10 protein-coding genes, 1 pseudogene and 1 other annotated feature are annotated in these 12218 nt (G+C 43.2%); of the genes and pseudogenes, 1 reads left to right on the plus strand and 10 read right to left on the minus strand.

The annotated features are described in order from the left end of the window. Positions 1–21: 21 nt before the first annotated feature. The 6 genes and pseudogenes from QUF07_RS01990 to QUF07_RS02015 form a co-directional block, all read right to left on the minus strand. Entirely contained in the window at positions 22–480 is a 459-nt protein-coding gene (locus tag QUF07_RS01990) for a DUF1836 domain-containing protein (RefSeq protein WP_217341764.1), read from the minus strand. Between the two features lie 60 nt (positions 481–540). Beyond that, on the minus strand, positions 541–1407 hold the full coding sequence (locus QUF07_RS01995; RefSeq protein WP_217164281.1) for a DegV family protein: 867 nt from the start codon (positions 1405–1407) through the stop codon (positions 541–543). 138 nt (positions 1408–1545) lie between these two features. Beyond that, the gene (locus tag QUF07_RS02000; RefSeq protein ID WP_217164280.1) at positions 1546–2091 is read right to left on the minus strand and encodes a DUF6933 domain-containing protein; all 546 of its coding nucleotides are present in this window, start codon (positions 2089–2091) and stop codon (positions 1546–1548) included. Positions 2092–2450: 359 nt separating this feature from the next. Continuing rightward, positions 2451–2924: a hypothetical protein gene (locus QUF07_RS02005; RefSeq protein WP_217164279.1), complete on the minus strand. Its 474-nt coding sequence runs from the start codon at positions 2922–2924 to the stop codon at positions 2451–2453. 355 nt (positions 2925–3279) lie between these two features. After that, positions 3280–5031, minus strand: a complete 1752-nt coding sequence (gene spxB / locus QUF07_RS02010) for a pyruvate oxidase (RefSeq protein ID WP_289426676.1) — start codon at positions 5029–5031, stop codon at positions 3280–3282. Positions 5032–5324: 293 nt separating this feature from the next. Beyond that, a pseudogene (locus QUF07_RS02015) lies at positions 5325–6260 on the minus strand (alpha/beta hydrolase). A 285-nt stretch (positions 6261–6545) separates the two neighbouring features. Here QUF07_RS02015 and QUF07_RS02020 point away from each other — a divergent pair. Then, entirely contained in the window at positions 6546–7388 is an 843-nt protein-coding gene (locus QUF07_RS02020) for a prephenate dehydratase (RefSeq protein WP_289426677.1), read from the plus strand. On the opposite strand, the gene QUF07_RS02025 is transcribed toward QUF07_RS02020, so the two are convergent. The 4 genes from QUF07_RS02025 to QUF07_RS02040 all read right to left on the minus strand — a co-directional run bounded on the left by QUF07_RS02025 (position 7376) and on the right by QUF07_RS02040 (position 12051). Next, positions 7376–8377: a ketopantoate reductase family protein gene (locus QUF07_RS02025; protein WP_217164277.1), complete on the minus strand. Its 1002-nt coding sequence runs from the start codon at positions 8375–8377 to the stop codon at positions 7376–7378. The genes QUF07_RS02020 and QUF07_RS02025 overlap by 13 nt on opposite strands. A gap of 230 nt (positions 8378–8607) precedes the next feature. Continuing rightward, positions 8608–8848 (minus strand) — a binding site (T-box leader). 81 nt (positions 8849–8929) lie between these two features. Next, the gene (locus QUF07_RS02030; protein WP_217162639.1) at positions 8930–10108 is read right to left on the minus strand and encodes a trans-sulfuration enzyme family protein; all 1179 of its coding nucleotides are present in this window, start codon (positions 10106–10108) and stop codon (positions 8930–8932) included. Positions 10109–10476: 368 nt separating this feature from the next. Next, positions 10477–11478, minus strand: a complete 1002-nt coding sequence (locus QUF07_RS02035) for a M48 family metalloprotease (RefSeq protein WP_217162645.1) — start codon at positions 11476–11478, stop codon at positions 10477–10479. Positions 11479–11499: 21 nt separating this feature from the next. Next, positions 11500–12051: a LemA family protein gene (locus QUF07_RS02040; protein WP_289426678.1), complete on the minus strand. Its 552-nt coding sequence runs from the start codon at positions 12049–12051 to the stop codon at positions 11500–11502. Positions 12052–12218: the final 167 nt, after the last annotated feature.

The following is a 12218-nucleotide window of genomic DNA, read 5'->3' on the forward strand; positions in this document are numbered from 1 at the left end:
CTAATCTTGCGCAGACTTCTTCTACTCTTTAGACGCTTCTTCCAACCGTTTCTTGGCTGCCAGCCAAAATAAAATTGATTGAACCGCGTCGTATTGCATGATTGTTGGTTTATTAGCCGACTTCAAATCTAAACTGTTCAACGCCGCTGGAACCGTGCCGGATTGGGCGGCCTGCTCGTTGAACATCAAGACAAAGTTATTATAGCCGGTCTTGGGTGAGCTGTCCTTTAAGAGTGCTTTCAATCCCGCTTGAATTTCAGCGAGGGTAAAAATATTTTTCAACAAGCCAACCACAATCGCGCCAGCCAGTTGCATTCGCCAATATTTTTTTCGAGTCGGTGGCACAATGATATCTGCTTTGAAATAATTGTGCATCATTGTTTTGGTAATCTTGCTGCCAATTATCGGAGTGAGATACTGATTGGTCAGATCCAACAGTTGATCCAAATGAAGATCGAAGTTTGGCAACTCATCCCACATCGGTAATTTAATTGAAGATCGTTTTGGGTTATCAATCAATTCGGTTACTCCTACTTTTCTTTAAAATGGATCGCCAACTTGAACAGCGATTCCGACCAATCCCGGACCGGTATGAACACCGAGCACGGGTGAAACATTTCCTTTATAAATTTTATCGTCTGGGAACAAATTATGCAATTGATCGCTCACTTTTTCCATTAAAGGTTCATCGGCGCCATTAACCACTGCAATGCGGACATTTGCTGCGTTTTTAACAACTTCGGCCGCCAAATTAACCATCCGAGAAATTGCCTTTGGTTCCGTTCGAGCTTTGGTGATGGGGAAATAAACACCATCTTGATCGCAAGAAATCACTGGCTTAATTTTCAATAACGAACCCACCAAGCCCGCAACCCGGCCAATTCGGCCACCTGCGCGGAGGTATTTCAAGCTTGGGATATAAAAGAAAATGCGACTCTCAGAAACAGCGTCATTTAATAATTTCACAATTTCTGCAAATGGTTTACCTGCATCGATCAATTGTTCCGCATAGACGGCAAATAGACCGCTGCCAATGCCGATATTCTTGGTATTGATAACTGCCATCTCAACGCCACCTTGATCTTTGGCAACTTGATTAAACAGACTAAAGCTAACTGATAATTTGGCAGAAATGGTGATGCCAATAAAATGATCGAAGCCGCGCTCTTTTAAAGTATCGAGCTGCTGCTGAATGCTACCTCGAGTTGGCGCGGCGGTCGTTGGTAATTTAACTGCATTTTCCAGCTCCGCGTAAAATTCAACTGGGGTGATATCGACATTGTCCCGATATTCCTTACCAGCCATACTAATTAACATTGGCGCCACCCCAATATTATCGTACTTTTCAAGGGCTTCTGGTGGCACATCCGATGCAGAATCAACTAACAAGGCAATTTTTTCAGACATGTAACTTCTCCTCTTTGAGATACATAGTTTTTAATACTATTTATGTAGTATTCTATACTACGTTAGTGAGTTGTCAATACCATCGAACAATAAAATATCCAAGATTAGTGTGAAACCTAACCTTGGATATTTTGGGAATTACGATGCTAAATATTGCGTAACCGCAGTTCTCAGAGCCTCAGAAGTCCTACGATAATCGCCATTCTCGCCACCTCTGACAATTAACTGTGCCAAATGATTGGTCATCTTTTCAGCCAACCGTTGATCATTAATGTCGTAATCAGAGTACGAGATTGCGACTTTTAGTTGAAAAATATACTGCCCCAATTTGCCGAGAATCGATTTGTTTGCTGCCGCGTTAACCCGAATCTGTCCCATTTTAATCAAATAGTGATTCACATATTTGGAATCAACGTCAGCTTGAGCCATTGTAAGCCGCAACCCTTCCTTGAAAAACTCTGAAATGTGCTTTTTGTTTTCGGCATTCATGTCCACCAAAACAACCGGTGAATAGGTGAGCTCGTTGATTAACACCACGATTTTCTTCCGATTAAAATTGAAATAATTGGCTGTCCACGAGAAGAATGGATAGTCGCCGCTTTCCTGTTTGCCAGCCTCCCTATCACCAACCTTGGGTAATTTAGAAAAGATTGGCAATGCCTTCTTTGTTGGATTAATGATCATTAAAGCTCCCCACCTTCTATCAAGATTACTTTCAACAAAATCAAGATCATAAGGTTATTTTACCATGCAGTGGCTGAGTCCATCACTATAAAAGGCTTAGCCTGCATCTAAGCCTTCGCCACAAAAATCCCACCCCCGGATTTCTGGTGTTAGACTTCTCAATTACATAGATTAGGACAGCTCCGCAAAGCAGAAACTTGCACCTAAGTCTCCTTCACCAAAAATCCAAGCCCAGGGATTAGAGTTTCTTGGCAACCTAGCAGAAATGTGCTCCGCTCACTAAACAAAAAGGCCAACGACAACGTTAATTGTCATTGACCAGTACATTGAAGGATGAAGCTCAATATTGATATTAATCACTAATCAGCTTGCATGTAAGGACCTTTAGTCATTTGAGCTGCTGAAACATAGCCTTGACCCTTTACGTACAAGAATGTGCTTGTCTTGCTACCCTTGGTAACGGCAACTGAACGGGTGACTTTATATGTAACGCCGCCCTTTAAAACGCCCTTCTTAGTGAAGGTTACTTTGCCAGCATCAGCATAGAAGAAGCCTTTATAAACGTTAACATTTGCTTTGATGTGATAACTTTGTGCTTTGAAGTTCTTAACACCGTTCTTGGCGATGGTATAAGTTACGCCCTTGGTAGCTGCTGTCTTAGTAGTTGCGGCGGGCTTCTTAGTAGTTGTCGTAGCAGTCTTCTTAGCAGGTGTCTTAGTTGTCGTTGTTGCAGCATTAGCAGCAGGTAATGCTGAAGTTACTGCAAATGGCGCAGCAAGTGCCAATGGTAAAGCCAGTGAAGCTACGGTAATCATCGTTGCAAATTTCTTCATAATAAATCCCTCCCTTTATTGGATGCACCCATTATGGCACGTTACAAATCAAAGCCAATGAAACATTGTTGTAATATGGTGTCTCTTAATAAAAAGTTAAGTAACCGGTAACAATGCATGTATCAATCATGTAAACCCCCATTACAACGGCAATATAGCAACAATTCACAAGCGTTATTGTTCGGAAATTCCGGGCTTGCTGAGTAGTCTTATTTTGTAACATTTGTAATATTGATATATTAGACACGAAAAAAGCACCCGCCACCTTTCAGCAAACGGATACTTTTCAATTGTAGAGTTGTTATGTTACGGTCATCGGATGATCATCGGCACCAATGGCCGCGACTTTGAGCTGTTATTCTTTACCACGTAAAATTTCGCCTAGAGATGGTTGTTGCTTACGATCAATGTGATATTGCTTAGCAAACGCATCGGCAGTATCTTCACCAAATGTCTTTGGATCCAGTGGCATGAAGGCAGTTGCGACCGGATCATCCTGCTTGATCTTGGCATCGATAACGATTGGCTTAGTGTTGCCATTTGCTTGTAAATCCTTAATCTTAGCAAAGACTTCATCAAGATCCTTGATGTTCTTAACCGTAAAGCCAATTCCACCAAGTCCTTCAGCAACTTTAGCCCAATCAGCGTCGGTCAAGTCAACACCGTAGAAGTGCTGCTTGGTTTGCATCTGTTCATACCAAATGAATCCAAAGCGGTCGTTTGAGAAGACCACGTTGATAACGGGCAGACCATAACGGGCTTCAGTGATAATATCTTGACTAACCATTGAGAAGCCGCCATCACCAGATAGTGACCAAGCTTGGCCTTCTGGCACACTCAAAGCACCAGCCATGCCGCCGGGAATACCAAAGCCCATGGTTGCAAACAAACCAGAAATTGCGAAACGTTGGTTTTTGTTCATTGGCAAGCCCCGGACACTCCACTCTGATACGTTTCCAGTATCAACAGCATAAGTATCATTAGGCCCAGCCATTTCAGCGATCTTCTTGGTAACTGATTCAGCGTTCAAACCATCGCTGTCGTCATCAGCCAAGCTATCGATCCACTTATCCCAGTTATGCTTGTTTTCCTGGTTAGCTTCCAGCCAAGCATCCTTTGGTCGGCTTTCACCGGTATCAATCAATGCTTGCAGATAGCTCTTGGCATCAGCAATCACCGCATAGTCAACGTCGATTCGTTTACCAATATCGTAAGGATTGTTGTTAACTTGAATCATCTTAGTATCCTGTGGCCAGAAGTTGGCAAATGGATATTCTGATGCTAAGAACAAAATCAAATCAGCGTTTTGAATGGCTTCAAATCCTGACTTAGTACCTAATCGACCAGTCGTCCCGATGAAGTTTGGATGATCGGTACTGATAACACCAGTTGCTGGAACGGTATTCATTACTGGAATATTGAATTGTTCTGAGAACTTCGTTAAGGTGTCACGAGCACCCAGCAAGCCACGGCCAGCATAAATTAGTGGGCGTTTAGCTTCTTTAATCATCTTAAGGGTATCGCTAACAGCTGATGGATCAACTGTTTGCTTGAAGTCGTCAGCAACCGTCAATGGTGTCCGGGTTGGTTTGTAGTCAATTTCTTCTGCCGTTAAGTTTTCAGGCAGAACAACGACTGCAACGCCCTTTTGCCGATAGGCTTCCTTGATTGCTTGATTGACAACGTACGGAATTTGGTCCGCCGTTGTGACTTGTTTGTTATAAACAGAGACGTCACTGAACATCGGTACTTCATCCATTTCCTGGAAGTAGTTGGTGTTCATTGCGGCTTGGGGAACTTGACCAATCAGTGCTAAAACGGGCACGTGATCCATCTTGGCATCGTACAAGCCGTTGAACAAGTGAGTGGCACCAGGACCAGCTGAACCAAACGCAACGCCAATCTTGCCAGTAAACTTGGCATCAGCTGAAGCCGCAATTGCGCCCACCTCTTCGTGACGTACCTGAATGTACTTCACTTTATCTTTTTCAAGGTACAGACCTTCGACGGTATGGTTGATTGAACCACCAGGAATTCCGTAAACATGATCGACATCCCAGTCTTCAAGTACCTTTACTAAAGCTTGTCCTGCAATCATCTTAGTCATAGCAATATCTCCTTTTTATCCAAATAACCACAAGCGCTTCCATTGTTGCTATTCGGTTGTTCAACTACTAAGTATAATCTTAAGAGAATAAAATGCTAACATTTAGACTTACTTTTAAAAAGTAGAGTGCGGAACCAAGCGGTTAGAAACTGGAGCACGTTTCGGCCATATAGGCTCACCAAACATCAAAAAGCACCCATTTAATTCATAAAAACGCCCCAATCAAAATCCTCACCGGAATTTCAATTGAATCATTATTGTCGGAGCTATCTGTTCGGTACTTATTCACAGCTTTATTTCATATACGTATTCAAGAATTCTCCAATCCGTTTCCGATAGGCCTCTGGATCCCGCCAAAAGCTTTCGGCGTGAGTGGCATTCTTAACAATCCAAATTTGTTTCGGCGCATGAGTGGCATGATAGTTCTCATAGGCCATATTGGCAGGAACATAAGTATCCTTTTCCCCATGAATGAACAGGATTGGTCGTTGATTCTTTGCCAACTGCTTGACAGATGAGGCATTTTCCAAGCCAAAACCAGCCGTCCGCTTGTTAATTTCACTGACCATTGGTTCAACAGGATATTCAGGCAAGTGATATTGTTTCTTCAATAGATAGGTTAGTTCCTCTTCAACGCTTGAGTAACCACAGTCAGCAATAATCGCCTTAACTTGATCAGGCAACCGTTCGCCGGAAAGCATTTCAACCGTAGCGCCACCCATACTGACCCCGAATAGTAAGATTTGACTATCTGCACCGACATGATCAATCACCCGATGAATCCACTGCAGATAATCGAGCCGGTCCAACCAACCAAAGCTGATGTATTAGCCGGCGCTTTCGCCATGGCCCCGGTCATCTGGGGTTAAGACATTGTACCCCATCCTGCGAAACATCTTGGCATAGTTCGCCATAGTTTCCCGATTGCCCTTGTATCCATGAGCGATAATTACCGTTTTCTTAGTGGCTGTTTGGGCTGGAATGTAGGTGGCCACCATCTTCTGATCAGGATTGTCTTCATTGAGATACCAATCCTCGGATGGAACAGAATGGAACCAGTCAACGTATTCGTAATATTTATCCGCGTATTTCTGTTTTTCCTTAGAAGTTTCGGGAACGTAGTCGACACGCTTGAATGCAAAATTGAATAATTTATAACTGACAAACGCACTTCCGGCGGTAATTGCCGTGAGCGGAATTAATAATGGCTTTAACGATGGCATCTTCATCAATTTTCTCGAACTCCTTTTTCGTGATACTGGTTATATTAATTAGTTAACATCAGCAAGTCAAACACCTTTACTCTTGTTTAAAAAACGAATGTGATTCCCATCTGATTATTCCTATTTAGAATCTGAAACAACCTAAAATGAGATCCAACCAGAAGCTGAAATGAATCAGTTTCCAACTGGATCTCATCTTAGATTGTTTTCGTTGGCGATTTTATTTTGATTCTTTGTTTGATATGATGGATGAAAATACTACATTATCCTTACTATAAAGGTGGTCACCCAATGAAATTTTCAGTTCTTGGTCCTGCCGGCACCTTTGCCGACGCGGCCGCAAAAGCTTATTTAGCAACCCAGCCAGATTCAAACGTTACGTTTGACTACCACCCCACTTTTGATCAGGTTTACCAAGCGGTTTCTGGTGATAACATCGGCTTGTTACCATTGGAAAACCAGCTTGACGGTTATGTGTCCGCGACGCTTCAACGTTTGCAGACTGCCAACGTCACGGAAATCGGCGAAATCACCATCCCAGTTGATTTTGGGTTAGTGGCTAACGTTGATCAATTAAGTAAAATAAGCCGAATCTATGTGCAGTTTAAGACGGAAGGCCAATGCCAAAAACTGCTATCAAAATTACCTAGTGTCCAAATCATAACGACTTCATCAAATATGGTTTCATTGGAAAAGTTCAGATCTGGTGAACCAGGGGACGCCGCCATCATTCCGCAGTCTCAGTTAACGGAAGTCTCCAGTGCCTTGAAGCTGAATAACGTTGCTGATCAATTTGATAACCGCACCCGCTTCATTATCTTCAAAGCCAACCCCGCCACTGCCGCAACCCTTTCTAAAGTGGCTTTATCTACGAATCAATTTAAAGCACCCTTGTTCATCACACCTGCCACCAATGACCGTTCCGGCACGCTCTACGAAATTCTTGGCTATTTTGCCAAGGTAGGATTAAATCTGGTGACATTAATGTCAATGCCCACAAAAGCTAAGTTAGGGGTGTATTCCTTCTACGTTGAAGTCTCTGGGAATCGCGATCAACAGGAGGAAATATTCGCGACGCTCAAAGAATTGGCTTCAAACTATCAGGTTCACCTCCTTGGCTACTATGCCGTTTGAGCTTGAGGTTCTGCTTGGTGCGCCTTGATCGCCCGTTGTTTAGCCAAATTTTGCCGATGGAACTCTGCCAAATGAACCGCTTGGGTAACAAATAAATGGGTTTTGGCTTCGTAGTGGTACTTGCGCCCAAGATCAGCGATGTACCCATTGATATAGTCGACTTCAGTTGGCCGGTCCTTGGTCATATCTTGATACATGGATGGGTAGTGAAGTGGCATGTCAATTCGGGTATTGATATCGATTGCATGTAACTCCTCTTTTCTACTGGAAACCAGATGAATGTCGGCTCTGGCACAAATGTCATAGGCTTCATCAATCAATTGCCGCGCCATGTCAGTAGCTCCGGGGAAGTTACCAAATTCACCCATTGGGATTTCAAACATGGTGCAAATGGTATTAATAACGGAATTAAAGATTACCTTCGTCATCAAGGTGCCAGTGAAGTCGTCAGTCAAAGTCGGATTCATGTCGGCTTTTTGTAACTCATCGAACAAGCGATGGGTCATTTCATCCGGCTTTTCGGTAAGTGGGCACATGTTTAATTTGCCAGCACCACGTTTACCCATGAAGTCAACCTCACCAGGACCAGGAAGAACGGTGGCAATTAAGGCAGTCCCACCGATGATTTTGTCATCCGCGAAATACTTCTGGAGCTTCTCAATATGGCCCATGCCGTTCATGCAGGTGAAGGCATATTGCCGATCATTGAAGAAGTGTGAACAGCGTTTTAAGTAATCGTTCAACTGCATTTGTTTGGTGAAGAAAATTAACATATCTGGATCGCCATTATAAGATTCAGGAGTTTCCAACTTGATTTTGACTAAATGCCGATCTTGATGATCCCGCATCTGATAAACGCCGCCCTGTTCACGGATCTTATCAATATGTGGCTGCCATGTATCAATAAATGTGACATCATTACCGGCCTCTTGTAGTAAAATACCATAACGTAACCCCATTGCTCCTGCACCAATCATTGCAAATTTCATAAACATCACGCTCCATTTTTATATTTTTGATTGAAAAGTGAGCAGAGTCAGGTTTCTGCCTGACGCAGCTGTCCTAACATAGTGAGCGGAGCAAAGCGGTTAGAAGTCGGAGTGTAAGTCTCCTTGGCCGTAAATTCCCTGTTCTGGAATTTACGGCCAAGGTGCTTACATGTAGACTTCTGCTTTGCGTAGCTGTCCTAAAAAAAGCGCCCTTGATCTTTTTATATAAGATCAAGGGCGCTTACGCGTGTTACCACCTTTATTCACGATTTGCTCACACAAACCGTCTCATCATGTACAGCCAAAACTAGCGATACACTGGCACTTTAAGGGGTGCACACCATAGATACTCATTACTTCGCATCTACTGCTTAGAGGCTACTTTCGCTCAGTCAACCATTATCCCTTCTCACTTATCTGGGACTCCCTGAAATGGCTCAGCTGAGTTACTCTCCTCATCACTGCATTTAATTTCAATCAAATTTTAATGTGCTTATAATCTAACTCATTGTATTTTAATTGTCAACACTCATTTTAACTAATTTAAATTAATTACCTGACTGCCTCTTTCTTGAGTGACGCACGGGTGAGTTGATTAAGCGACTGTTCCAAGTCCTTGAGCAAGTCTTTAGGGTCTTCAATTCCAACTGATAATCTGACAAGCTGTGTCGTAATCCCGGCCTTCAGTTGTTCCTTGCGAGACAATTCCGCGTGGGTCATTTTGTATGGTAATTCAATCAAGCTTTCAACTGCTCCCAAGCTAACCGCTAGTTGGATCAAATGCAGACCGTTCACAAATTGGGTTGAATCCAACCCATCCTTCAATTCGAACGAGATGATGCCACCAAATCCATTGGTTTCGTCGGCGGCAATTTCATGATCACGGCTACCATCGTCAATGCCCGGGTAATACAGCTTGGTAATTTCTGGCCGTTTCTGCAGAAAGGCAACAATTTTGGCTGCATTACTCAAATGCCGATCCATGCGAACCGCCAAAGTTTGAATGCCCCGCCGGATCAGACTACAGTCCTGTGGAGATAATGTAGCACCAATACTATTTTGATTAAAGTAAATTAACTTGGCAATATTTTCATTTTTGGCGACCACAATTCCGGCTACCACGTCCGAATGGCCACCAAGGTACTTAGTCGCGGAGTGAATGACAATGTCTGCCCCCAAATTGAGTGGTTGTTGCAGATAAGGCGTTAAGAACGTGTTATCGACGATGGTTAAAATATTGTGGGCCTTGGCAATCTTCGAAATCTGTTTGACGCTGGTCACGTGCAACAGTGGGTTAGTAAACGTTTCAAAGTAAATCGCTTTGGTATTCGGTTGAATAGCTGCTTGGACTTCTTCAGGATTCTGGGTGTCCACAGCGGTGAATTCAAGCTGCCAGCGTTTGAAGAAGTCATTAATAATTCGGAATGTCCCACCATAGATGTTCTTGCCAATGATAATATGATCGCCTGGAGAAAAGATTGACAGAACCGAGTGAATTGCTGCTGAGCCAGAAGAAAATGCAAACCCACGAACGCCGTTTTCCAACAAAGCGACTTGATTCTCGAGATAACTGCGCGTTGGATTGCCGGAACGTTCATAATCAAATTTGACTTTTGCATCTGCATTTGGATAAACATAGGTTGACGAGTTATAAATTGGCACATTAACCGCTCCGGTATTATTATCATATTCTGGTTGACCATGAACTAACTTTGTATTGAATTCTGACATTTGAATTTCCCCTTTCTAAAATAAAAAAGTCGCCCCTGCGCATTAAATCAATTAATGCACAGGGACGACTTCCATCGTGTTACCACCCGTATTTGTGTTCACGTTACCGTTCACACCTCAAAGGCACAATCATGCCCGGAATTTTATCGTGATTCCCACGTACCGCCAGCTTGCACTGTTGATAGTTGCTCAGAGCTCATCTTCAAAAAACGTTCCTGGCCACCCTTTCACTGTCGATGGTCGCTAGTTATCAGTACTGGTCTTTCTACTCTTCTCTTCGTCGCAAATAAATATTAGATTTAAATGAGATTTATTGTAATGAATACTACGACCGATTCTGGCCTGTGTCAAGGGCAAATTACCAACGATTATTTCTCACCTAATAAACGCTTCAGTCTGGCAATTCGTTCATCGAGTGGTGGGTGGGTATCAAACATCTTGACTAAGAATGGGGCCTTCCCTTGACGGGTCACTGGTTCATTAATATAAAGAGCAGCCCCTTTAGAAGTTGGGTTTGACGTTGGGGTTGTATCAGTCTTGAGGAGAGTCAATGCATCGATTAATCCTTGCGGGTCGCGGGTCAAGTTGACCCCAGAAACATCAGCTAAAGATTCTCGTTGGCGGGAAACGGCAAACTGCATGATTTGGGCAATCGGCACCCCAATAATTCGGATAATCCATCCGCCCAGCCAAATAATAAAGCCAAATGTCATGATGGCCAAAAACAGATACCAAGAGTTATTAGAATCCTTACGGTCATCACCGCCACCAAACCAGCCAACCCAACGGCCGCCGCGCATCAGACTGATACCGGCAACGATTAGGACTGCTCCAGCCCCGGCAATGAATGTGGTTAGTGCAACGGTGATTGATGAGACCCGAATATCATAATTCTTAATATGCGAAATTTCATGAGCAAGGACCCCTTCAAGTTCCTCACGATTCATCATCTCGCGTAACCCCTTAGTAACCGCAATAGCAGCGTGCTTTGGATCACGGCCGGTCGCAAACGCGTTCGGTGAGGGATCTGCCATCAGGTACAAATCCGGCATCGGAATATTCGCCACAACGACTAAGTCACTCACAATATTGAACAATTGGGGGTCGTCTGATTCTTGCAATTTAGTCGCCTTGCTGGATTTCATCAAGATATTGGTAACGTTTAAATACACAAAAAAGGAGTAGATGACGGCTCCAATTAAAAATCCAATCATAGTATATACCGCGATCATAATGTCGAACGGGTCTTGTTGGTAAGCAAATATGCAGCCAATTGCAAAACCAATCAGGGAGATCAGCAGCATAAAGCCGGCCATCACCAGCCACGTCCGTCTTCTATTCTGTTGAACTTGCTGATTTATGGTATCCATCAGGCTAGTTCTCCTTTTTTACTAAAATTTCATTTGAGGAACTTCTTTGGTCTTCTCAGGTACTTCAAGATAACCGCGAACCGCAAAGTTTCCGAATTTAGCAACTAAATTACTTGGGAAGGTTTGAATCTTGTTATTATAAACCATCACGTTACTGTTGAAATTCTGGCGGGAAAAGGCAATTTTGTTTTCAGTATTGGAAAGTTCTTCTTGAAGTGCAATGAAATTTTGGTTTGCCCTTAATTCAGGATAGTTTTCGGAAACTGCAAATAAGTGATTCAAAGCACCAGTCAGTTCATTATCGGCCTTAACTTTGTCACCTAGACTGGCATTGGGATCCGTAATTTGTGTCCGCATTTCAGTTACTTTGGCAAAGGTTTCCTGCTCGTGTTTGGCATATCCCTTAACCGTTTCCAGCAAGTTCGGCAGCAGGTCCCCTCGCCGTTGCAGTTGAACGTCGATTTGGCTGGCAGCCTCATCCACTAAGTTTCGTTGGCTAACTAAGCCGTTATATAAGGCAATGATCCAGATGATCAGCAGCACAACGATGACGCCGGTTATGATTAGTCCCATGATCTTTTCCTCCTTGTGTCCTTTGGTATCAAATGTACCATAGTCGCCCAGATTACTAAAGGGCTATAACCTGTTTTTATCAGCAAATTAAAGATTACGAGATTGTGATGAAAGGCGATTTGATTCCAGGATTTAGGTAAAAAAAGCTGCCAAGCCATCAGCCTGAT

The organism is Lentilactobacillus sp. TOM.63, from assembly GCF_030361045.1.
Lineage (GTDB): Bacteria > Bacillota > Bacilli > Lactobacillales > Lactobacillaceae > Lentilactobacillus > Lentilactobacillus dabitei.